The 23408-nt window shown below is 40.8% G+C and carries 21 protein-coding genes; 2 read left to right on the top strand and 19 right to left on the bottom strand.

Going from position 1 to position 23408, the window contains the following annotated elements; translation table 11 throughout:
* Window positions 1-62: 62 nt before the first annotated feature.
* Entirely contained in the window at window positions 63-1385 is a 1323-nt protein-coding gene (locus tag ACI4L0_RS01000; protein WP_439798311.1) for a hypothetical protein, read from the top strand.
* Window positions 1386-1640: 255 nt separating this feature from the next.
* Here ACI4L0_RS01000 and ACI4L0_RS00995 read toward each other — a convergent pair whose 3' ends face one another.
* The 14 genes from ACI4L0_RS00995 to ACI4L0_RS00930 all read right to left on the bottom strand — a co-directional run bounded on the left by ACI4L0_RS00995 (window position 1641) and on the right by ACI4L0_RS00930 (window position 16871).
* Entirely contained in the window at window positions 1641-2075 is a 435-nt protein-coding gene (locus ACI4L0_RS00995) for an Rrf2 family transcriptional regulator (protein WP_439798310.1), read from the bottom strand.
* A gap of 188 nt (window positions 2076-2263) precedes the next feature.
* Complete coding sequence (locus ACI4L0_RS00990; RefSeq protein ID WP_439798309.1) at window positions 2264-3505, bottom strand: S1C family serine protease; 1242 nt, start codon at window positions 3503-3505, stop codon at window positions 2264-2266.
* A 52-nt stretch (window positions 3506-3557) separates the two neighbouring features.
* Window positions 3558-4232 carry a JAB domain-containing protein gene (locus tag ACI4L0_RS00985; RefSeq protein ID WP_439798308.1) on the bottom strand — a complete coding sequence of 225 codons (675 nt, stop codon included), beginning with the start codon at window positions 4230-4232 and terminating at the stop codon, window positions 3558-3560.
* A 55-nt stretch (window positions 4233-4287) separates the two neighbouring features.
* Window positions 4288-5706, bottom strand: coding sequence for a sensor histidine kinase (locus ACI4L0_RS00980; protein WP_439798307.1), 1419 nt, complete (start codon window positions 5704-5706; stop codon window positions 4288-4290).
* Window position 5707: 1 nt separating this feature from the next.
* A complete protein-coding gene (locus ACI4L0_RS00975) occupies window positions 5708-6403 on the bottom strand; it encodes a response regulator (RefSeq protein WP_439798306.1) in 696 nt (231 codons plus the stop codon).
* A 70-nt stretch (window positions 6404-6473) separates the two neighbouring features.
* Complete coding sequence (locus ACI4L0_RS00970) at window positions 6474-8549, bottom strand: EAL domain-containing protein (protein ID WP_439798305.1); 2076 nt, start codon at window positions 8547-8549, stop codon at window positions 6474-6476.
* Between the two features lie 223 nt (window positions 8550-8772).
* Window positions 8773-9936 (bottom strand): hypothetical protein, encoded by a 1164-nt coding sequence (locus ACI4L0_RS00965; protein WP_439798304.1) that lies wholly within the window; start codon window positions 9934-9936, stop codon window positions 8773-8775.
* A 590-nt stretch (window positions 9937-10526) separates the two neighbouring features.
* Window positions 10527-11171 (bottom strand): phosphate signaling complex protein PhoU, encoded by a 645-nt coding sequence (gene phoU, locus ACI4L0_RS00960; RefSeq protein ID WP_439798303.1) that lies wholly within the window; start codon window positions 11169-11171, stop codon window positions 10527-10529.
* 43 nt (window positions 11172-11214) lie between these two features.
* Window positions 11215-11970 carry a phosphate ABC transporter ATP-binding protein PstB gene (gene pstB / locus ACI4L0_RS00955; RefSeq protein WP_439798302.1) on the bottom strand — a complete coding sequence of 252 codons (756 nt, stop codon included), beginning with the start codon at window positions 11968-11970 and terminating at the stop codon, window positions 11215-11217.
* Window positions 11963-12817: a phosphate ABC transporter permease PstA gene (gene pstA / locus ACI4L0_RS00950; protein WP_439798301.1), complete on the bottom strand. Its 855-nt coding sequence runs from the start codon at window positions 12815-12817 to the stop codon at window positions 11963-11965. Before pstA ends, pstB begins: the two co-directional genes overlap by 8 nt.
* Window positions 12818-12820: 3 nt before the next feature.
* Complete coding sequence (pstC, locus tag ACI4L0_RS00945; RefSeq protein ID WP_439798300.1) at window positions 12821-13672, bottom strand: phosphate ABC transporter permease subunit PstC; 852 nt, start codon at window positions 13670-13672, stop codon at window positions 12821-12823.
* A gap of 104 nt (window positions 13673-13776) precedes the next feature.
* Entirely contained in the window at window positions 13777-14652 is an 876-nt protein-coding gene (locus ACI4L0_RS00940) for a substrate-binding domain-containing protein (protein ID WP_439798299.1), read from the bottom strand.
* A gap of 216 nt (window positions 14653-14868) precedes the next feature.
* Window positions 14869-15807 carry a hypothetical protein gene (locus tag ACI4L0_RS00935; RefSeq protein WP_439798298.1) on the bottom strand — a complete coding sequence of 313 codons (939 nt, stop codon included), beginning with the start codon at window positions 15805-15807 and terminating at the stop codon, window positions 14869-14871.
* 98 nt (window positions 15808-15905) lie between these two features.
* Window positions 15906-16871 (bottom strand): CsgG/HfaB family protein, encoded by a 966-nt coding sequence (locus tag ACI4L0_RS00930; protein WP_439798297.1) that lies wholly within the window; start codon window positions 16869-16871, stop codon window positions 15906-15908.
* Between the two features lie 111 nt (window positions 16872-16982).
* On the opposite strand from ACI4L0_RS00930, the gene ACI4L0_RS00925 reads away from it, so the two are divergent.
* A complete protein-coding gene (locus ACI4L0_RS00925) occupies window positions 16983-17267 on the top strand; it encodes a helix-turn-helix domain-containing protein (RefSeq protein ID WP_439798296.1) in 285 nt (94 codons plus the stop codon).
* Window positions 17268-17430: 163 nt separating this feature from the next.
* Here the strand turns inward: ACI4L0_RS00925 and ACI4L0_RS00920 are convergent, their stop codons facing one another.
* The 5 genes from ACI4L0_RS00920 to ACI4L0_RS00900 all read right to left on the bottom strand — a co-directional run bounded on the left by ACI4L0_RS00920 (window position 17431) and on the right by ACI4L0_RS00900 (window position 22976).
* Entirely contained in the window at window positions 17431-18480 is a 1050-nt protein-coding gene (locus ACI4L0_RS00920; protein WP_439798295.1) for an extracellular solute-binding protein, read from the bottom strand.
* Between the two features lie 190 nt (window positions 18481-18670).
* Complete coding sequence (locus ACI4L0_RS00915) at window positions 18671-19570, bottom strand: tetratricopeptide repeat protein (RefSeq protein ID WP_439798294.1); 900 nt, start codon at window positions 19568-19570, stop codon at window positions 18671-18673.
* Window positions 19533-21347, bottom strand: coding sequence for a glycosyltransferase (locus tag ACI4L0_RS00910; RefSeq protein WP_439798293.1), 1815 nt, complete (start codon window positions 21345-21347; stop codon window positions 19533-19535). The genes ACI4L0_RS00915 and ACI4L0_RS00910 overlap by 38 nt, the downstream gene beginning before the upstream one ends.
* Window positions 21337-22179, bottom strand: coding sequence for a glycosyltransferase (locus tag ACI4L0_RS00905; RefSeq protein ID WP_439798292.1), 843 nt, complete (start codon window positions 22177-22179; stop codon window positions 21337-21339). The genes ACI4L0_RS00910 and ACI4L0_RS00905 overlap by 11 nt, the downstream gene beginning before the upstream one ends.
* The gene (locus ACI4L0_RS00900; RefSeq protein ID WP_439798291.1) at window positions 22176-22976 is read right to left on the bottom strand and encodes a lysophospholipid acyltransferase family protein; all 801 of its coding nucleotides are present in this window, start codon (window positions 22974-22976) and stop codon (window positions 22176-22178) included. The genes ACI4L0_RS00905 and ACI4L0_RS00900 overlap by 4 nt, the downstream gene beginning before the upstream one ends.
* Window positions 22977-23408: the final 432 nt, after the last annotated feature.

Genomic DNA, 23408 nt, shown 5'->3' with positions numbered 1-23408 from the left:
ACATTTTAGAATCTATTATTATTCAGGAAATTTTATTATAATCGATAAAAGAGGTATTTATCATGTCCATATACTTTCCTGAAAGTGAGGAAATCTATTTCAAAAAAACTCGAGAATATTTTAAGGAAGTTGTAAGTTCTTATTCAAATGAAAATTATCGTTCTGCAATTGTCATGCTTTATTCAATTTCTATATGTGATATTCTCTTTAAGCTTCAAGAACTAAAAGATATGTATAATGACTCTGTTGCTATAAAAATTCTGAAGAAAGTTGAAGGCTTAAGAAATAATAAAGACTGCCTGTTAAAATCTAAATGGGAAAAAGAACTTGTTGACGAGGTTTATAACGAAACCAATCTTCTGGACTTAGAATCTTATACAAATCTGAATCATTTGTATGATTACAGAAATTTTTCTGCACATCCGGCTTTGAATGAAAATTATGAACTGATAAATCCTACAAAAGAAATAACAGTCGCATTTATAAAATCGACTTTAACCAATATTCTGATAAAACCTCCGATTTTTATAAAAAACGTTCTTGGAATGCTTACGGATGATTTAAATGAAAAAAGCAAAATTTATATCAATGAATATAAAAAACTTCATGACTATCTAAAAAACAAATATTTCTCGAAAATGCCAGATTCCATGAAATTTAAAATTTTTATAACCTTATGGAAATTCTGTTTTAACAAGCCTGATGACGAATTATGCATGAACAATCTGAAAATAAATAGAAAATGCTTGCAGATTTTAACAGAAGAAATCGGAGATGAAATTATAAATAAAATTGATGATGAAAAAGAGAAGTTTTCCGTCGCAACTGATGAAAAATGTATTTTTAGCCTGATTGTCTATTTGTCGCATTTTCCTAAAATTTATAATGCACTGGCTGAAGACGTAAAGCTTCATATAAATTCTGTCATTGAAAAGAACAGCAATGCAAAGGCTGTTTCATGGTTTGTTTGCAATGATTATTCAGCGCATTTAAATATATTAAAAGCAAGCTATATGTTGCATCTTACCGAGGAAACTGTAGAATATATGGTAAAGACTTATTCCAATTTGGGAAAAGAGTCAGAACTTTACGATTTCTTTGTTTTTTATTATGGAGATAGTCAATCATTTGATACAGCAGATGAGCGTTTTGAACTGGTAATTGCTCCATATTTAGATAGTTTTATTTCTTCTCAATTACGAGATTTGATTGAATTTTGTAATGATAATTCTCAGATTTACAGAAGATGGGCTGCATATTCTTCAAATACAAAAATAGCAAAAGCCATTTTACAGAAGCTCGGAAAAGACTTTGATTTCTCTGAATACGATAATTTTGACTTTGATAAATCCATATTGGAAGAGACGTATCCGCCCCATCCGTGAATAATATCAGATTCGTGATTCCATAAAAATATTCTGGAGGGATTATATTCTTGCGAAAACTTTTCAATATTTGCAACCGGATTTCTGTAATATGTTGTGCATATATTTTTGTCTACAGACTTGTATCGTGCGAAAGAAAAACATAATCATCAGAAATACAAAGCGAAATTTACCGCACCACAGGCAGAGCCTGTGGATTTCTTACGGTATTAAACATAGTTTGTTTTTTACAAACGTAAAATTTATTTACCACTTTCAGAACATAGCTATTTTTTTCAGATCCGACTTTACGTCTGCAAGCGTGATTGCTTCAAGCTCCTTTTCCATTGCGGACTGAACCCGCTCAAGCTTGCCGTCAAGAATGTGATGAATGTTTTTTCCGACAGGGCAGTCAGGATTCGGATTTTCGTGGAAGTGGAAGAGCTGCTCATTTTCAACACATTCCACAGCGCGGTAAATGTCAAGGAACGTGATTTTTTCAAGAGGACGCGAAATTGTTGTTCCGCCAGTTCCGCGCGCAACATCGATAAGCCCTGCGTTCTTGAGCTGTCCCAGAAGTTTTCGGATAATGACAGGATTTACATTTGTGCTTCCGGCAAGAAAATCGCTTGTAACTTTGCTCGTCTTGGCAAACTGCTCAATGCAGGCAAAAATATGAACTGCAAGTGTAAACCGGCTTGAAATCTGCATACATCACCTTCTTTAAAACTTTTCCGTACAATCATACTTGTACAATTCCGATGCCCCTTATCTTATCCAATCTTTGATGTAATATCAATTATCACATCAAAAAAAATAAACAACCCTAACACAAGGCCGAGGTTGTTTTTATTCAGAAAAAATATAACCTTGACTTTTCCGCGCTTCAGAATATTCAGCTAAATAGAAGAATTTGCAGATGAAGAGGAAGATGAAGATTCAAGCTCAATTTTAAGTTTTTCAAATTTTTTATTGCGGTAGACTGTGACAGTTACAATATCCCCCGGAACCTTGTCTTCAATCGCGCTGTAATAATCCGCCAGCTTTGAAACTTTGATTCCGTTGATTTCTGTTATTATATCGCCGCCCAGATAAATTGTCTGCGGATTAAATGTTCCATACTGAACTGCCTTTGTTCCGCCCTTGATTCCTCCCAGTTCCGCCTTGCTTCCCTTTTTTACGGCGCTCACAATCATGCCGGAAGAAATATTGTAGCCTGCGAAATTTGCAATGCGGGCAGTGTTTTGAACAAGCGAAATTTTCATTACACCGCGGTTGACTTTTCCGTATTTCAAAAGGTCGCTCACAACACGGCGAGCGGTGCTTGCAGGAATCGCAAATCCAACTCCGGAAGAAGAGCCGCTTGAAGAATAAATCATTGTATTGATTCCTATCATGCGCCCCTGGCTGTCTAAAAGAGGACCGCCGGAATTTCCGGGATTTATGGCGGCATCAGTTTGAATCATATTGCGGATTATCACATTTGCGCTTTTCTGGATAGGGCGTCCAAGTCCTGATATAATGCCGGTTGTCATTGTGCGCTCCAGAGCAAACGGATTTCCGATCGCTATGACCCTTTGCCCCACTTTCAGGCTGTCTGAATTTCCGAATGAAATGGTTTTCAGCTCTGCATCTTTTGAAGGATTGAATTTTAAAACCGCTATGTCGCTTTCCGCATCCTGCCCGACAACAGTTCCTTCGTAGCTGGAGCCGTCCGCAAGTGAAATTGTTATAACAGATGCTTTTTCTATTACGTGCACATTTGTTACAACGTATCCGCGCTTGTCGATTATCGAGCCTGAACCAGAACCGCTTTCGGTTACAATCGGCTCATAAAACCAGTTATAGCCCATTACCTTTGTTGTGATGTTTACAACCGCCTCGTTGCATTTTTCGTAGACTGAAATATTCTGCGCTTCATCCTGTGTGTATGAATTATTTTCCGTTATAACAGGAAGAACTTCAAAGGCATACGGCGCGCTTTCCGGCTGTGCGACTTCCTCCGCGGAAGAAAATGCAGAATGTACATCAGTGTTTTTTTTGTCACTGAAAAAAATAAAAAATGCAGCCACTAAAACTGCCGCAAAAATTCCTGTCAAAACCGAATAAGTAACAAGCTGTTTTTTTGAATAAAGCTTCATTCCTAAAATATAATATCTTTCGGGCTAAAATGCAATCAGAGCGAAAACTGCCCTAATCCAGAATTCCATGCTCAAGAAAACTGAAATAATTTTCCTGCGTGATTATTATATGATCCATGAACGAAATGCCGAGTATCCTAGCCGCCTGCTGAAGAATTTTTGTGGACTCTATGTCCGCGTTGCTCGGATAGCATTGACCGCACGGATGATTGTGGCAGCATATAATTCCAGAGGCGTATTCAGAAACTGCGTTTGCAAAAACTTCGCGCGGATGGATAAGGGCTTTGTTTATTGTGCCTACAGAAACAACTCTTGTGCTTAAAATTTCCTTTGCGCCGTTCACTGTAATTGTTATAAAATGCTCGGTCGGCATAAGCGTGTAGTGATGCAAAAACGGAATCACATCGCTTGGCGAATTTATAGCGGATTTAAGAATTCCGCGGCGCCGTCTTCCAAGCTCAAGCGCGGCGGCAATTATAAGAGCCCGGGTTTCTCCCATGCCGTTTATTTTCTTCAGGTTGGGAATAAGGTCTTCCTCGTTGCTGGAATTTATCGCCCTTACAACTTCGCCTGCAAGATTTTCAATGGGATTATTTTTAGTCCCCTTTCCAAGAATAAGCATAATAAGCTCGTCGTCGTCAGGATATGAAATTCCGTTAGAAAGAGTCAGCTCCCGAATGTTCGGCTGCGAGCTTGTATTTGTACAATCTAAAATATAATTCTGCATACATAATATAATTAACCTAAAAAAAAATTTTATGCAGAATTTCCGCAAAAAAAATTCAAAGCGGAAGAATTATTTCAAAATGCGCGCCTTGAATTTTGTCAGGACGTCCGGTTTCTTTTATTGTTCCCCTGTGAATGTTCACAATGTGCCTTGCGATTGAAAGCCCAAGCCCGGTTCCGCCGTTTTCCCTGCTCCTGCCCTTGTCCACTCTGTAAAAGCGCTCAAAAATTCTGTCCCTGTATTCCTCGGGAATTCCGTTGCCGTTGTCTTCAACTATTATAGTTGCCTTCCCTGAATCTTCAGAAACCCTGCACGAAACAAGGCTTCCCTCCGGACAGTATTTCACCGAGTTGTCAATGAGATTTGTTATCACCTGCTCCAGAAGTCCCGGATTTCCCTGGATGAAAATATTTTTCCTGCACGGGCTGAAATTTATTTCGATGTTTTTTTCTCGCGCCGGGGCTTCAAGGCTCTGGCATGCTTTTTCTGCAATCTGCACAAGGTTGATCCGCGCAGTTTCAAGAATTCCGTTGTCGGTTTCAATGCGGCTGAGCGTGAGCAAATCTTCTATTATATTTATGAGCCGGTCGCACTGGGTGTTTATTATTCCCAGAAAATGCTTTGAAGTCTGCTCATCGTTCATGCCGCCGTCAATAAGAGTTTCCGCGAATCCCTTTATTGAAGTTATCGGGGTCTTGAGTTCATGGCTTACATTCGCAACAAAATCCTTGCGTATCTGCTCAAGCTTTTTAAGGCTCTGGATATTTTTTGTAATTGTCTGTGTCATTGAGTTGAATGAATCCGCAAGCTCCGCCATTTCCCTGGGCGAAGAAATATTCAGGCGGAAATCAAAATTTCCCTTGGAATATTCTTCCGTCGCTTTTTTCATCAGGAAAATCGGCTGCACAGTTTTGTTCGAAATAGAAAACGAAAAAACAAGCACAATAATAAACAGAATTATTGTTGAAGCCACAAAAGTATTTTTTGTTGATGAAGAAAAGAACACTGTTTCTTCAACCGGCATTGAAATTCTAAGCGCGGCAAAATTCTTGTTGCTGTCAAGCGGAATCGCATAGTACATGAATCTTTTTCCGTTGGTTGAGCTTTCGTGGATTGAGCTTGCCTCTTTTCCTGCAAGGGCCTGCTGCACTTCATGCCGGAAACTGTGGTTTTCCATTTCCTTTGGATTTGAAACTGAATCTGCCGCAACGCTTCCGTCCTGCTTTATGAGCGTAATTCTGAGCGCGCCGTCTGAATGTGTAAGATCCTTTATAAAGGAATCCGCCGTTTCTTCATCCGAGGGAATTATTTTTGCAAGCGAATGTGTGAACGATGCGAGGTTCGCTTCTGTCTGCTCAACGGATGTGCTTTCGAGCGACCACAGGCACACAAAAAGCAGCACTGTGAATCCCGCGGCAAGCAGAAGTCCGTTGAATACAAAAAGCAATGTCCGTATTTTTAAAGTTTTCAGCATTTTATTCCTCTGTAATTCTGTAGCCCACTCCGCGCAGTGTTTCAATAAACGGATTAGGACTTTCCGGGCTGTCTCCTATTTTTTTTCTTATGCCTAAAATCTGAACATCGATTGAGCGGTCTGTTACAGGATAGCTTGAGCCTTTTACAGCATTGATAATCTGCTGGCGGCTGAAAACCTGCCCCTTGTGCCTTGCAAGAAATTCAAGAATTGAAAATTCCGTTGCGCTCAATTCTATTTCTTTTCCGTCCTTTAAAACCTTGTGCTTCCGCGGAGAAATTGTGATTGTTCGGATTTTTATATCTTCATCCGTGTTTTGAATTCCTGCGCTTGCCTTTCGCCTGAGAACACTTTGAATGCGCGCAAGAAGAACTTTGGGGCTGAACGGTTTTGTCACATAGTCGTCCGCTCCAAGCTCAAGGCCTGTCACAATGTCTGAGTCTTCAGTTTTTGCAGTGACCATGATAATTGGTATATCCTTGATGTCTGCATCATTCCTGATAATTCTGCAAATATCAAGGCCGCTCATATCCGGAAGCATAAGGTCAAGAATCAGGAGATCCGGCTTTTTTCTTCTGCAAAGCTCCAGAGCCTGCTGTCCGTTTTCCGCAGTAAATGTTTCGTAATTCTGTTTTTCCGTGTTGTATTTTATAAGCTCACGGATCGGCTCTTCGTCATCTACAATCAGTATTTTCATAATTTGTATTATAAAATAAATGCACTGCTTTTCAATATTTGAAGTGTTAAAACTGTGTTAAATTTTAACATTATCCTTTGTACCGAAGCACAATCAAAGTAAGGTCGTCGCGGAGAGGAACAGCTTCTGTATACGCCTCGAACACGTCAATCAGATAGTCAAGAATTTCCTGCGCGCTTTTCTGCTTTGGAGACCTGGCAAGAATTTTTTGAAGAAGCTCTATGCCAAGCTCATCGCCTGCAAGGTTCCGGCTTTCTGTAAGGCAGTCCGTGAAGAGTATAAAAACTGAATCCTTTTTGAGCGGAATATCCACAGTTTCAAAAGTTTCCGGAAGCCCTTCGATTCCAAGAAAAGTGCCCCTGAAATTTCCATCCTTGCCGCCGGCAACTGATATGCTTCCGTCGCTTTCGATGCAAAGCAAATCTGTGTGCCCTGCGTTGATGTATTCGATTTTATCTTCCTGCATCCGCAAAAGAATTCCTGTAAGATAATTTTCCACATTCGACTTTTCCTTTATAAGCCTTTTGTTGAATGTCTTTACAAGGTCGCTCATCTCCGTTTCCTTGTTCTGGAAAAATATATCCTTTGCAAGATACTTTGAAAGAATTCCAACAAGCCCTGAGCCGACACCGTGCCCGGAAACATCAAAGAGCGCAAGGCCTTTAAGCGCACCGTTTTCATCGCTGTAAAAATCATAGACATCGCCTGAAACAGAGGACATCGGCCTGAAGCAGAATGCGCAGTCCCATTTTTCAGTTGAAGGAGCGCACTGCGGATAGATACTGCGCTGCACAATTTCAGCAAGCTTCATGTCCCGCCGCTGGAGAGATTCATGCTCCATAAGTTTTCTTGCGGTTCTGTTCAGCTCCTGTGTGCGTTCAAGAACTTCGACGTTTACAATTATTTTAATCAAGTCCTTGAATATTACAACTCCAAAATATACACCTTCTTTTTCAATGACAATCGGATCATAAAGATGTTCCTCCGCTCTTGCCGTTGCCTTGGAAGCAACAATTTCCACAGGCTCGAAAAATTCAACCGCAAGATATTCTGTAAGCATAAGACGCGATATGGGCTTTTTGGAATAAATGCTGAATCCGTACTGCGTTCCCAAAACTTTAAACAGCGTTATTCTTGGAATAATTCCGATGACCTTGCTGTCCTTGCTGATGATTGTAAGAATCTGTATTTCTGGGTTAGCGTCAAAAAGCGCAAGCACATCAGAGATAATCATCGTTTCAGGAATTGTCATTCCCTTTCTTGTGATTTTAGAAATCGGACGGCTTTCCTGCTTGCCGCCTTCTGTTTCGTACTTTGAATTTTCTTTATGCAAGGACTTGTGTTTTTTTGCGCTGTCTTTTTTTTCGTCAACATAGCCTGAGCTTTTTTTGCTTTGCATCGAAATGATTTTTACAAACGCATTCTTGCTTGTCTTTGTGAATGTCTGCTGCGGTTTTCCGATAAAAAATCCCTGCGTATATGGAATGTCAAGTTCCATGACTGCCTTCAGATTTTCTTCTGTTTCAACTCCAACGGCAATCAGCTTTATTCCTGAATTCTTGCAGAAAGTGCTCAGGCTTCTTACGATTTCCTTTTTCACTTTATCCTTATGGATTGACTGAACAAGTTCCTTGTTGATTTTTATAAAATCAGGATTTAAAAGAGCGATTCTGTTCAGCGCCGCATGCGATTCTCCGATGTTGTCTATTGATATTTTCAGCCCCTGTTTTTTCAAATAGCTGACGGCATCGCACAGCTGCTTTGGCGGGCTTAAAAGTTTCTGCCCTGTTATTTCAAGCACAATTTCAGAATGGTTTATTCCGGATTTTTCCAGCCGCTTCTGGATGTACTCTTCCATGAATTCTTTTTCAACCAGAAGATTTGGATTTATGTTCAAGAAGAGTTTTCGCTTCAAGCCAAGTGCGCGCGCTGTCTTTAATGCCGACTTTATGCATTTTTTTTCAAACTGGCATGAAAGATTTGCATCCGCCGAAACTGCAAACAAGCTTTTTATGCTTCCCACATACACAGAGCTGTCTATTCTTGACAGAGCTTCGTAGGCAAAAACATCTCCTGTTTCCGCAGATACAATCGGCTGAAACACAGTGCAGATATTTTTGCTTGATAAAATTTCTTCAAAGTCCATGCCGCAATATTAATGCCCATGTGTTTTTCATTTATGCTGATTGTGTTAAAAAATAGTTTGTATGCGGACTTTTTGAATTTTCAAACGGAAGACTTGAAGAGTGATTTTTAAATTCCGCTGACATAAAAAAAACCGCCGGACAAAGGAGGATGCCCAGCGGCCAGAATCGAAAAGCATTTCAGTTCTGATTTTTTAATTACTCAGCGTTTTTTAGAAACAGCTTTTATTTTTTTACACTAAGCTTCCATTTCCATGTGAACGGAACTGAGAACTTTACAAGTCCGTCGCTTCCGGCAAATGAAAGTCTAACACCCATGTCAAGATTTCCCATTGAATCTGGAAGGATGAATGTTGCATAAGGATAGACTGTTGTTACCAAAGAATCATCCCAGCCGAACATTGCTTCTTCTGTCAAAGCAAGCGAAAGGATTGTGTCTTCCTTGACTGAATAGTTTGCAAGAACTTTTGCCTTGAAAGGAATACCCTTGTCGCCGTCATTGTTTTTGTGGTCAACGCTCTCGTAGTCATCGCCGACTTTCTTGATGTACTTGCTTGAAAGACCTGAAACAACATCTGCATAGATTGAGAAACCTGCATCCTTGAAGTCATATCCGAATGAAGCCTGAAGCGCATATTTTGCCTTGCCTGAATCTTCGTCTGTGCACTCAGGAGTAAGTCCGTTGTAAAGGAAGCCGGTCTCGTTTGCGTTGTAAATAAAGCCCGCGCTCAGAAGAAGATTTTCAACTGAATTCAATCCTGCAAACACACCGAATGTTCTGTTGCCGTTTGTTACGCTTTTTGCTGTACCGCCGATAGAAGCCACATCAGCAACCTTGTACTGAGCACCTAAGTCAAGCTTGTATTCTTCGTTGTCATCGTAATCAGTGTCGCCTCTGATTCCGCCGACAAGTTTAAGTCCTTCAACAGGGAGTGCTGTTACAGCAAAACCGTTCTTTGCCATGCATCCCCAAGCCGGTGTATCGTCAGTAGCAGGAAGATATGCAGGCTCAATCGCAATTTTTGTGAAGAACTCATTTCCGAGAGCAATGTTCAGCATCTCAAGAGGAGCATAGCGAACAAAGCCGCGCAGACGAGTCTGTGATTCCTTTCCGTTGAGTTTTACACCCTGTGTTTCAAGGCGCACACGTCCGTCAAGTTTTTCAGAAGAAAAGTCAAACTGAAGTCTGTTGTCCACGTGAGCATCTTCGTTTGTGAAACCATCATCATATTCATTGTTGTCTTTCTGCTTTCTGTTGAATTCAAGAAAGTCTCCATGACCCTGATTGTCATCATTTGCACCGAACCAGTTTGTAATTGTAAAGGACTGTGCAAAAACCGAAGCACATGCAAGAGCACCTGCAAGAGATGCAGCCAAAATTTTTTTCATAAGAACTCCTTAAAACAAGCACAAATTATGCCTGTTTTTTTTGCTGCCCTGTAAGAGCGGCATTTTTAATATAAAAGCCTGCGACGCACGCTTTGTTGCTGTAGAAAATAAATTCTCTGTGTTTAATTTTTGTTAGCCATGCATAAACTTTTTGTAAATTCAAAGATTATTCAGTTCTTTTTTTTCTGAAATCTGCATGGCTCACTGTCATTTTTTTTGCTCTTTCCGTCCTGCTCCCAATCTAAATTGGAAAAAAGATACAGAAACTATCTGAAAATTTATTGTAAAAAATTGCAGTGATTAAAAAAAACGCATAAAAACTGCGCCCGCAGAAAATTTATGTTTTTTATAAAACTCCTTTTCGTTAACCGTGATTTTTAAGAGGTTAACATAAAAACATTAAACTGGTCAATATTTCAATTAAAATTCGTCAGGCAAGGCACACTGTTGCTTAAAGCCTTGACTTTACTGTTTTTAAGGCTTGCATTAAACCTTAAATAAAAAAAGCACACTCGGATGCCTCAGGCAAATCCTTGTGTGCATTTTCTGATAAATATTTTCAAAAAAAATATTTTTCCAAGGCAGCTCTTTTATTTTTCTCCGGCAGCCATCTGTGTACATTCAGTTATATTCACAGCATGGTCTCCTATTCTCTCAAGATATTTTGCAATCATCAGAGTATTCAGAGCCTTTTCGCCGAATGTGCGGTCGTGCTTTGTTTTTCCTGACATCATGTCCAGAATGTCATTCTTGATTTTTATAAAAAGGTCATCTGCCTGGTCATCAAGATCTGCAATCTGCTTTGCAAGCTTCAAATCCTGCTTGATAAAACTTTCCACGCTTCCTGTAACCATGCGGATTATGCAGTCCGCCATTGCCGCCACATGGGAATTGAAGGCTTCGAATGGAATCTGGGTTTTCTTTATAAGCTCCGCAATGTCGCTGCCCTGGTCTCCGATTCTTTCCATGTCGGTGATTACTTTTATAGCCGCGCTTATAGTCCTAAGGTCGCTGGCAACCGGCTGCTGCTGCAAAAGAATTCTCATGCAAAGATTCTGTATTTCCTTTTCCATTATGTCTGTCTGTTTTTCCGCTTGAATCGCGCGCTCTCCAAGCTCCGTATCTCCAAGCAGAAGAGACTGTGTTGCAAATGTAATGCAGTCTTCGCACAGCGTTCCCATTTTCTTTAAATCTTCATGAAGCTCATTCAACTGCATGTTAAAGTTGTTTCTCATTCTTGACCCCTTGTAAAATTGGTTTTCCTCTGTCTGAATTCTATCAGCCGAATCTTCCTGTTATGTAGTCTTCGGTCTGCTTGTTTTTCGGCGAACTGAAAATCTGCTCTGTCTGCCCGTATTCAATTACTTTTCCAAGAAGAAAAAAAGCTGTCATGTCGCTTACTCTTGTTGCCTGCTGCATATTGTGGGTTACAATTACAATCGTGTATTTTGATTTAAGCTCAGCGACAGTGTCTTCAATTTTGCTTGTGCTGATTGGATCCAGTGCGCTTGTAGGCTCGTCCATCAAAAGCACTTCCGGCTCTATCGCCAATGCGCGGGCAATGCACAGACGCTGCTGCTGTCCGCCCGAAAGTCCGAGCGCGCTTTTGTTCAGCCTGTCCTTCACTTCGTCCCAGATTGCCGCATCTGTGAGAGCCTTTTCAACAATCGCATCCAGCTCAACCTTGCGTTTGATTCCATGAGTTCTGGGACCGTATGCAATATTGTCATAGATGCTCATCGGAAACGGATTCGGCTTTTGGAAAACCATTCCGACTTTTTTTCTGAGAAGATTCACGTCGATGTTCTCAAAAATATTTTCGCTGTCTATAAGAACTTTTCCTTCAGTCCTGCATCCCACAACAAGATCATTCATTCTGTTGAAGGTTTTTAAAAGCGTTGACTTACCGCAGCCGCTCGGACCGATAAAGGCTGTAATCATGTTTGAGGGAATCTCAAGGTTCACATTGTACAGTGCCTGGAAATTTCCGTAGAACAAATCCAGGGCTTGAACAGAAATCTTTGTTTTATGCATTTTTGTTTTTCCTCATAATTATTTTTTCAAGCAACGCGCTGAGCCAGTTCAAAAACAGAACGATGACCAGAAGAATAACTGCGGTTGCATAGGACTGTCCCGTTGCAAGACCTTCGCTCCAAAGCGCATAAAGATGAACTGCAAGTGTTCTTCCGCTCTGCATTCCTCCTGCAATCTGCGCAACTGTTCCAGCCGTGTAAATTAGCGCGGCCGTTTCTCCGACAATGCGCCCTGTGCCAAGAACAATTCCTGCGATTATTCCCGGAACTGCGGAAGGAAGAACTATGCAGAACACAGTCCGCAATTTTCCCGCTCCAAGCCCGAAGCTGCCTTCCCTGTAGCTGTCGCTCACAGAAAGAAGCGATTCCTCGGACGTCCGCACAATCACAGGAAGAATCATAATCGCAAGAGTACAGCAGCCTGCCAGAAGCGAAAATCCCCAGTGCAGGAAAGTTACAAAAAACAGAAATCCGAAAAGTCCGTAAACAATCGAAGGAATTCCTGCCAGCGTTTCCGTTGCAAGCTTGATTGCCTTTACAATGCGGCTTCCTCTTCTTGCATACTCGCTCAGATAAATCGCGGCTCCGATTCCAACTGTAACTGATATTGCAAGCGTTGCCACCGTTGCAGAAAGCGTATTCACCAGCGCAGGAAAAAGGGAGCTGTTTTCGCTTGTATACTTTATGCTGAACAGCGAAAGATTCAGATTTGGAATTCCCCTTGCAAGAATATAGATTACAATCCCGGCGGAAATTACAATCGTGAATATTCCCGCGGCGATTACAAATGTCTTTAGAATTCTTGACTGAAGTGTCTGCGGAGAACACCGCGCAATTTTTGTTTTCATTTTCTAGTCCTTTTTTTCTTTCAGCAGTGAAAAGCACAGGTTTATAATCAAAATGAAAATAAACAGAATCACGGAAGTTGCAATCAGGGCATCTCTGTGAAGATCCGCGGCATATCCCATTTCAAGAACAATATTTGCAGTGAGCGTTCTGATTCCCTTTGCAATTCCCCTTGGAAGAATCGCCTGGTTTCCAGCCACCATAATGACGGCCATCGTTTCTCCCACAGCGCGCCCTACTCCAAGAATTATTCCTGCTGTTATTCCGCTGCACGCGGCCTTGAGCTCAACAAGGAAAATGCTGCGTTCCTTGCATGCCCCCAGTGCGAGCGAGCCTTCAAAGTACAGAGGCGGTACAGCTTTTATCGAAGCTTCGCTCACGCTTATGATTGTGGGAAGAATCATTATCGCAAGAACTATTGAAGCCGCAAGAATTGAAGTTCCGTTTCCGCCGAACACATTTCTGATTGCAGGAACAATAACTGTAAGCCCGAAAAATCCGTAGACAACAGAAGGAATTCCTGCCAGAAGCTTTACTCCGCTTTCAAAGAAGCTGTACATTTTTTTTGGACAGTAGCGCGCAAGAAAAACCGCTGTGAAAATTCCAAGCGGAACTCCCAGAATCAAAGCGCCGGCTGTTACTGTAATCGAGCCTACAATCATCGGGAAAATTCCGTAAAGATCGATTGACGGCTTCCACTTCAGACCCAAGATGAAATTCCTCATTCCGATTTTGAACATGGCAGGAATTCCATTTGCAAAAAGGAAAATGCAGATTGTTATTGTCGCTGCAATGGAAACACACGCCGCCACCAGAAAAACGAATTTCATTGACTGTTCTATATATTTGTTTTTCATATTCCGCTGATTAAAAAAATTGCAGTGCCTGCATTTTCAAAGAGCGCCGGGAAAACTGAAATTCCCGGAAACTCTAAAAACGCGCACTGCGTCTGTTACGAAAGTTATTTCACATCTCCCCACTTAGAGATAGCGCCGGTGTACAGAGATTTTATAGACTGAACAGATGCGCTTTCCAGCGGATTGCTCTTGTTGATGATAACTGCAATTCCATCTATTGCGATTCTTGTCTGAACCGCGCCCTTTGACTTTTCGCTGTCCTTGAGCTCGCGGCTTGCCATTCCTATTTCGCTGACTCCGTTGATTGCGCTGTTCACGCCTGTTGTGCTGTCTGACATCTGGATTTCAACTTTGATTTCAGGATTGAGCTTTTCGTAGGCTTCAGCGAGCTTTTCCATTACCGGAGTTACGCTTGAAGAGCCTGCCACTGTGAGCTTTCCCTTTCTGCCGCTTGCAATGTAAGATGGATTCTGCACAGAGCTGATATATCCGTTTGCCTCTACAACTTTCTGGCCGTCGCTTGAAAGAATGAAGCGGATAAAATCAGCCGCATTTTCTGAAACAGCATTTTCCTTTGTGATGATATTGAACGGGCGGGAAATTTTGTAAGTTCCGTTTTTGATTGTTGCAACGCTCGGAGAAACTCCGTCGATTTTCAGGGGCTTTACAGTGTTGTTCAGAGAGCCGAGCGAAACATAGCCTATTGCATATTTGTTTCTGGCAACTGAAGTGAGCATTACTTCTGTGCTGTTTGTGATGTCAGCCTCTTCTGAAGTGTAGTCAACTTTTTTGCCTTCGGAATTTTTCATTTCAATTCCAAAAAGCTCAATAAAAGCTCCGCGTGTTCCGCTGCCTTCCTCACGGCTGATAAGAACAGCACTCTTGTTTTCAAAGTCCTTGTTTTTTTTAGGAGCCGCAATTACAGTTCCGCCTAAAAGAGCCAGAGCAATCACACCGGCTGCAAATCTGGATTTTCTCATAATGGTAACCTCCATGAGTTTTTTATTTTACACTCAGAAATCTAAATTCACTGTGTTTTTTGGAGGTTATCGATTTGTTAGAATTAAGTTAAATTTTAATAGACAGCCCTGAAGACTTTTGCTGCCCTGAATTGCCATTCCAGACAAAAAAAACCGCCGCGTGCTTTATGCAGTTGGCGGTTTTGGTTATACAAACTAAGAGATATAGCGGATTCTCTATATCTTTAAAACTTTTTTAATATTTTTTACAGTTTTTTCAGATGTTGTTCCTGTTGAGCGGATATTCATTCCTCTCTCAATCTTTGCCGATGTGTATTCACCTTTTGGATCAGCCATTGCTTTTGCAATCTGATTATTCAATTCAAAAACAACTATTTGAGCAACTGAAATCTCTTCATTTCCTATTACCTTGCCTGTATAAGGATCAATAATTGGCTCTCCTGCTGAATAAACCTCTATAACATCACCAATTGAAAATCCTGCATTGGAAATCTGAATAACACCAGTTTTGCTATTAATAGCAAGAACAATCGGAGGATAAATCTTTTCAACAATTTTTCCAATCAAATCATGAGCCAAAGCAACTGCACAGTCATTTAAATCCTTTATCTTTGCTGAAGAGAACCAGCCGCCGTTATCAGTTTCCTTAGAGAAAGTTTCACTTACAACAATCTGTCCGCTTGAAATATTTATGAATTTTATTGAAAGTCCGATTTTGAAAATTTTAGAAGCACTTACATTGCTTCTATCTGCCGAAAACTGAACCAATTCAGATGTAAGCATAAAATCCAGTTGTGAGTTTGGATTAACAGCACCTGAGGTTTCCAAATTTTCCTGGCGGATTCTATTAAGTTCATCTGCAGAACGCTCCATAACTGCAAAACGGCCTGAGTTTACAATTTCCTGGCTGATTGCTGCGCGGATCATCGGAAGCAATGATTCAGTTGTCGGAACTTTTTCCGCAGGATACTCAGAAATTTTTTTACCGTCCGAATTATAATTTACGATACGTCCCCACTCACCTGTTACAGTAGCAGAAAAACCTTTTTGCACATTAATTTCTGATAAACCAATTACAGGCTTTCCCTCTTGTGCAAAAACTACAGAAATGTTCATTAATGCAAACATAAATACTGCAAAAATACCTTTCTTCATAACTTTATACTCCTTAATAAAAAATAAGACATTATTAACACCACCGAATAATCCACGTCCGGCTGGCTTATCAGCATTTCTAAAAAAGCAAAATCCCTTTAATAGCCGAATCTATTTCCCAAATCGTCTTTTCTCTTTATAGTCTGCTTATCTTTAAATTCTTTTAATTCTTCACCATTAATGCGCTCAAGTCTGCAACCTTCTGAAATTGTAGCTTCTCCTCCAAATTCATCTTTTGCAATTTCAACAACTTTTCCAACCGAATATTTATCTGAAACATTCTGGATTTCAATTTTTCCAATTTCTTCAAATCCCGAATCCCAGCCATCTTCATCGCTTGCCGCAGGAATAATTCTATAAATATCCTTAGGCACAACAAATCCACTGCCGTAATTCAGTTTTACAACTTTTCCATCTTTTCCTATTGCATCAATCTGCATTGGAACTATTGCGTTCGCTATAAGAAATGCACTTTGCAAACTTGAATCTCTCATGGCATCGGAAATCTGTGTCTGCGAAGAATTTGATGTTGTGTATGAAGTTCCGCTTGTATTAACCTGATCAACTTTAGTATTTACAAAATCACTGAGAACAATGCGACCTGTAGATGTATCCGTAAGCCGGAAATCAATACTGATTTCCAAACTTGAAGTTTTCTGCTCAAATTTTCCAACCTTTACAGTCTTATCTGTGAATCCGCATTTCGTAACTGTTCCCATTAGAATAAAATCAACACCACGAATTTGTCCTGTGGCACTTGCAGTCTTCTGGTTCACAATACCTTCTGTTCCCAAGCCCTGCTCTGTCAAAACTTCATCAAGCCTGCTGCGCTCTATAACTTCAAAACGCCTTGTTTTTACCAATGCCGTCTGAAGCATATCTGTGAATGCCTCAAGATTAAATTGAATTTCTCTGTATTCAGAATCACGAGATTGAACAGCACTAGCTTTATTTTGAAACTGTGCAAACCCAATCCGAATTCTTCCAGTTCCCTCTTCTTCTTCCTGGCAAAAAGCTGTTGAAATACAAAAAAGAAGAGATAAAACCAATAAGATTTTTTTCATTTTGAAACTCCTTAATAAAATTCCATTGTACAACTCAATGAAATTTCATTGAAAATTATAATTGTATTTCGTGTTGTTTGTCAACAAAATTCCATGCATTGTAAATACAAGATGATTGAATTTAAATATAAAGAGCAACTGGATTTTGTAATTTTAAGGCTGAAAGAAGAAAGAGTAAAAGCAAATATGTCGCAAATTGAACTTTCTTTTGCAGCTGGACTTTCTCAGAATCAAGTCAACTGCATAGAAACCGGAAAAAATATTCCGAATCTTTATACCATTATAAAACTATGCGATGCTCTAAAAATTCGTCCTGAAATTTTGTTTTCAACAGAAGAATTGGAACGGAAAAAAGCCAAGGAAGAAATTTTAATGCTTGTAAAAAAATACATGTAAAACCTTCTTGAAAACTGAATTTTTTTTCTATATTTAAAATAAAAAACCGCCGCGTGCTTTATGCAGTTGGCGGTTTTGCATGGAACTGAATCGCAGGGCTTTCTAAAAACTTCAACATTCAGAAAGCTCCCGATTACATTTTTTATTTCAGTGTCTGCTGTCTTTACTCCGCGGAAAATCTTATTTCCTGCCAGAGCGCATCGTACTTTGAAAGAGCCTCTCCAACATCCATTTTCAGCTCGACTTTTTCAAGCGTTTCAACAGGGTACATCGGCTTTTTCTTTGTATACTTTGAAGCCTCTGTGTTTATGTATGCAGGGAATTTCAGAGCATCGCAGAATTCAGCGTAAATTTCAGGGCGGTGGCTGAAGTCAATAAATTTCATCGCAAGGTCATAGTGCTTTGCATCTTTTAAAATCACCATTGAATCAAGATACGCCGCCGAGCCACATTCAGGAACAAAGAAGTCAATAACTTCATCATGCTTTTCTTCCGGAACTTCGGCGAACACGATTTCCGCATAGCCATCGCAGACCCAGAAGTCACCGGAGGCAAATGATTTTCCGTAGCCTTCCGCATCAAACTTTATAAGATTTGGACGCCACTTGTTTATTATCAGATCCGCCGCTTCCCTGAGTTCCTTGTCGTCCGTTGTGTTCAGGGAATATCCAAGATGCTTGAGCGCGCTTCCCATTGTGATTCTCATGTCGTCCATCATTGTCATGTGGCCAGCAAGATCCTCACGGGAAAAAATGTCAAAGGATTTTTCGTAGTCCTTCACCTTTGTTTTGTTTACAGAAATTCCTGAAGCAGCAAGACAGTACGGAACACTCCATGTCATGTCAGGATCGTAGCCGCTCGCTTTTTTAAGAGCCTCTGGATTTATATATTTTGAATTCGGGAATTTGGAAAGATCTATCTTCTGAACCATTCCCTGCTTGATCATAATTGAAGTGTAATCCTGAGACGGAATTGTCAGGTCATAGCCTTTTGCGCCCGCCCGGAGCTTCGCATACATCATTTCATTTGAATCGAAATAATCAACTTTCACATTGCAGTTGTATTCTTTTGCGAATTTTTCAAGAACTGAATCTGGCGTGTAATAGCTCCAGTTATACAGATTGAATGTTTCTTTTTTTTCCTTTGAGCAGGAAGAAAAAACTGAAAGTGTGAGCACGGCCACGCTAAAAATAGCGACATTGAATTTCTTCATTTCAATATCCTTTTTGAACAGGCTTTTATTAGGTAAAAAAATCTGTTCATTAAAAAAGTAGAGTTAGAGCCTCATACGAAACTCCGCCTGTCCATCAACGGCAGGAGCCACTAGTCTACAGGAAAAAACAAAAATAGGGAAGTAAATGCGGAAGGTTTAAAATAATCGCTGAAACAGCGGCATTGCATTTTCAGGACTGTCCCGGAAACTCTGTGCTCGCCGCATTCTTTTCATCCAGCGGAGATTTTTTTCTGTTGTATTCATAAAGCGAAAGTCCTGACTGGTTTATCGCAATGATTTTTTTTACATAAGTGCTTTCCGGGCAGAATGAAAGAGCCTCATCAAGGAGCGCGCGGCATTTTTCAGATTCGCCGTTTTCAAATAGAATCTGCGAAAGAAAAATATCGGCAAAATATTTCTGCGCTTCTGTGGCTGCATTTTCCCTGGCTTTTTCAAAACAAGAGAGCGTTTTCTTTTTTGAGCCGCCTGCGATTTTAGGTGAAAAATAATACCACTGCCCGATGTTTGTAAGCGCATAGGAAAATTCAGGCGAAAGTCCGAGTGCCTTTTCGTAAAGAACTTTTACGCTCGCTCCGTATTTCAAAACATCGCCGATTGAATATCCCATATAGCAGGAAGTTACATCCGCCTGTGTGCAGTAAAAATATGCGCTCAGCTGGCTGCTGGAATTCTGCTTCAGAAAAGCCTCGATTTTTTCAAGCTGGCTCCCGAGAATTTCATGCTGAATTTTTGCCTGCCCCGGAAGCTTGTAAAGATAATTGTATTTTTCCATTACAGAAAAATTTTCAAGTATGATTTTTTCCTGCTCGGAAAGCATCCCGATTTTATCCGCATTGCTTTCCCCGAACCGCTCAATTTCAGCTATGATACTTTCCGTGTCGCTTTCCTCATAGACTGAAAGATTCATCCTGAGATTAAAAAATGAATCAATGAGGCTCTGCGCATTCCGGGAAATTTCCTGCGCAAAAGAAAAGGGCGCAAGAAAAATAAAAATGCAAATCAACGCGGCTTTGTTTTTAAAACCAAAAATTCTATTTATAGCTGAGCGGGATTTTATATGTGTTCTCATAAATTTTTTTCCATGCAGAATAATTTTCGTTCATCATGTATTCAACGTTTTCATTGCGCGAAAGCGTTGAATCCGGAAAAATCGGACGGCAGATATGAATTGTGTACTCCTGGACAAAAAATCCATTGCTGTCCAAAATATCGCTGTCCTTCATTGTTATAAAAACTGGAAGAACCGCCACGTTGTTTTTTACAGCAAGCTTATACGCGCCGGCTCTCAAAGGCTTTGGCTTTTTGTAGTTCCACCACAGACTCTGCTCAGGGTAAATCAAAATATAGTTTCCGGCCGCAAGCAGAGTTTTCACCGCGATAATAAATTCGTTCATGGTCTTGTAGTTTGAACTCAGCGGAAGTGTATTGCAGCTGCGCATAAGCTCTCCGTAGAAGCCGGTGTAGCTCGTGTAATTTCCTTCCTTTATAATTCTGAAGAATTTTCCGTGCCTGTGCTTTTTTCTTATTTCGTCATAGACATACTGAATCGCAAAGCTGTCGAACGGATTGAAGTGGTTGCAAGTAATTATTGTGCCGCCCTTGAGCATACCGAGGTTTTCAGTTCCTTCAATTCCGCTGATTATAATCTGTTTTGTCTTCAGCATTTTTTTTAGGAATTTTCTTGCGGCTCTGAATGCAATGAATGATTTTATCCTGCTGGAAAGTTTTTTCTGCTGATAGTCAACTTCGCCCGGCTGAATCTGCCGCGCAGGAGGATCGTCCTCCACATCCTCCCAGAATTTGCCCTGCTTTTCCAGCTCTGAGATTTTCCGCAGAATTTCAAGCCGCTCTTGTGACTTTGGAACGGGCGCGCTGTCCGGCTGGCTGGATTTTTCCCCGGCTTTCTGCTCCATGTAAATTTTGCGGTTCAGAAAATTGTCCGGTCTGTTTATCTCTGATTCCGCGAGCTTTGCAAGCCGGTCAACTGAATCATAGTCATTTTTTCTCTGCTGGTCTGTGTAGTTTTCAAGCACGGATTTTATTTCATCATAGAAAGGCGTGCGCTTGGCATATTCCCAGAAAATTTCTGCAAACTTTACATCCCTGAAGTGCCATGGCTTTCCGACCATAAGATAGTGTATGATTTTTGCAGTTTCCTGTGTATATTTTATTTCGCCGTAGGTTTCGACATTCCATGAATTTTCAATCCAGAAAACATTGCCGCAGCAGATTAAATTCAGATAGTCCTCGTCCTGTGTCACAACAAAGGAATATTCATGCAGAAGCCTTATGAACTGATCCAGAATTCTCTGCTTTCTGAACTGGGCGCAGTTTATGAGCATCATTCCAGCATTGAAATATTTATTTCTGTCAAGGCCGATGCATTTTTCAACATAAGTTCCATAAACGTCCGTCTGAACCATCGCCTGCTCGTTGCATGCGCCCACGTAGTTTTCGCCGATGTCGTGGTTGTACAGCTGTGAAATGTCGCCGAGCACAATCATGTCGCTGTCCAGATACAATGCCTTGTCAAGCTCAGGGAACATTTCAGGAATAAAGAGCCGGTAATATGTTGTCTTTGAATAGTAGTCGCGGATTGGAAGCCGGTAGCTGATTGAATTCAGATAAACCGCCACGTCATCAAAAGTGATTTTGAAATTTTCGTCTGAGAGTTTCAGAACTTCCTGCTTTTTGCTATCGCTGATTGCTGTGCAGAGTATATGAATCTCATAGCAGAATTCCCTGGAGGCATTTTCAATCAGGGACCGGATTGTAACCGAAGTGAATTTTATAAAATTTTCATCACAGGCAAAAAACACCGGTATTGATTTTTTATTAACATTCATTAATCTTTTCTCTCTTGAATTTCTCTTTTAAATATACATATTCTAACAGAATATCGTCAAAGTTAAAATACCTGAATATTTTGTGCACATTTGTCACATCCCACTGCTTTATGTTTGCAATGTGTGGATAGGGAAAATAAAACAGCCGCCGGGAAAAATGCCTTAGAACAGTCCAGCTGTGCAGGAATTTCTGGTCGTTGAATTTCTGCGCGATGAGCTTCTTCTTTGTGGTGCTCCGGATAAGCGCGCTCTGGTCTGCGAACATGAGTTTTTTTGTTTTTATAAGCTCGCGGGCTTTTTTGAACAGACCGGTGTTTCTGCAAAGATTCATATTGAAAAGCAGCACGCCGGCATTTATATAGAACGGATTTATCAGATATTTTCCGTAATGGTCATTTGCGGCGGCATACTCCACTTTTGAAACATCGATATTGTAAAGGAGCATTATATCCCTGTTCGCAAGAATGTCCGCATCAAGGTAGAGGAATTTTTCAGGCATTCCGGGAACAAGGTCTGCAAAAAGGCGCAGAAGTGTGTACGGCGAGCAGTAGCACTGTTCGTTCGGGCAGCCGCGGAATTCGCTGTTGTACAGGGCGGTCACATCTTTTCTTTCTATTATATTCTCAGGATTGTATTCCCTTGCCACGCTTTCAAGAAACGAAATCTGCTGCAAAGTGAGCGGCTGGTATTTTTCGTCAATATCCTGAAGATTCATTGTGTAGATAAAAAACCTGAACGGCTCTGATGTTTCTGTGCGCTTCAGAATTGAAAGCATGCAGGTCAGAATTCCATCAAAGACACCGCTGTTTCCGCAGAAAAGAATATTTATCATTGCTGCTCCCCCTTTGCAGGCAAATTTTCCTTTATGTACTTTATGACTTCCACGTTATTCAGTTTGGCTCTCTCTGTCATCGCGGAAAAAATTTTGTTCCTCAGACTTTCGCGCTGCTCCCTTGCGGAAAGCCCCTGCTCCGGAAAAAAAGGCCCGTCGATGTATGTTGTTATTCTGGGCTTTTTAGAAAAAATTCTTTTTGTGTAGACATTCGTAAAGCAGAATGAAGGAACCTTGTACTGAACCGGATATCTGAACGAGTCAGAAGCAAAGGGTCTGATTTTTGTGTAGAACGGCCAGATGTGGGCTTCGGGATAAACCGCCACGGCTCTTTTTTGCCCAACAAGAGTTTCTATGCAGGCCATAAAATTTCTTGCGGAAGCGGAATCGTCAGGAAGCGGAACGGCTCCCAGGCTCGGTGTGATTCTGCCAAGAACCGGCATGGAAATATTATTGGGGTGCACAATTACGTAAGTGCTACGCGGAAATGCGACAAAGGTTGGAATAAGCGCATCGCAAATATTGTGGGTGTGGTTTCCATAGATAAAAAAAGCGTTTTTCCCCGACTGCCCTATAGCCTTTTTGTTCACAATCTTGTGCCGCCAGAAAATTTTCAGGTACAATGCCGCAGCCGGAAGAGCAACTATCCTGTACCAGAAAAAGCGCGTGAATTTCTTCCATATTGAATTGCGGATATAAATGTAATCTGCTCCGATTTTACGAGGGCTGATGTTGTCAAACGCGAATTCATCGTTCAGCTCATCATGATAATAGATTACGCCTGGAAACTTTTTCATGCACTTTATTTTAGCAGAGAAAATACAACCCTGCAATGACCACAATGACAAGCGAAGCAATAAGCACATTCACACTGATTTTGGCGATGCTTTCTGCGAATGATTTTGCCGCCTGCTTAATTCCTTGCACTTATTTTTTCAATACTATATTCGAGTCGGCATAAACATTTGTTCCGGCTATTCCCGCGCCGATAAGTGCCATAAATTTTGTGTAAATGGCAGACTTTAGAATTTGGGAACGCCCGCCAAAAAGTATTGCAAGCTGATTGACTGCCAGCCTCTAGGCTTTGACCGGCATCGTCCAGAGTCATTTGAAATTTACAGTGTCACAGTGTCATTTCGAATTTATTTCGGAATCTATGAGCTGTATACAGCACAGATGCTGAAACAAGATGTCATGATATAAATATCTGAAATGTGGTACTCTGACTC

The sequence above is a fragment of the Treponema sp. genome (assembly GCF_051883275.1).
Classification (GTDB): domain Bacteria; phylum Spirochaetota; class Spirochaetia; order Treponematales; family Treponemataceae; genus Treponema_D.
Note: the sequence above shows the minus strand (reverse complement) of the source record. Positions and strands in the feature narration are given on the sequence as shown.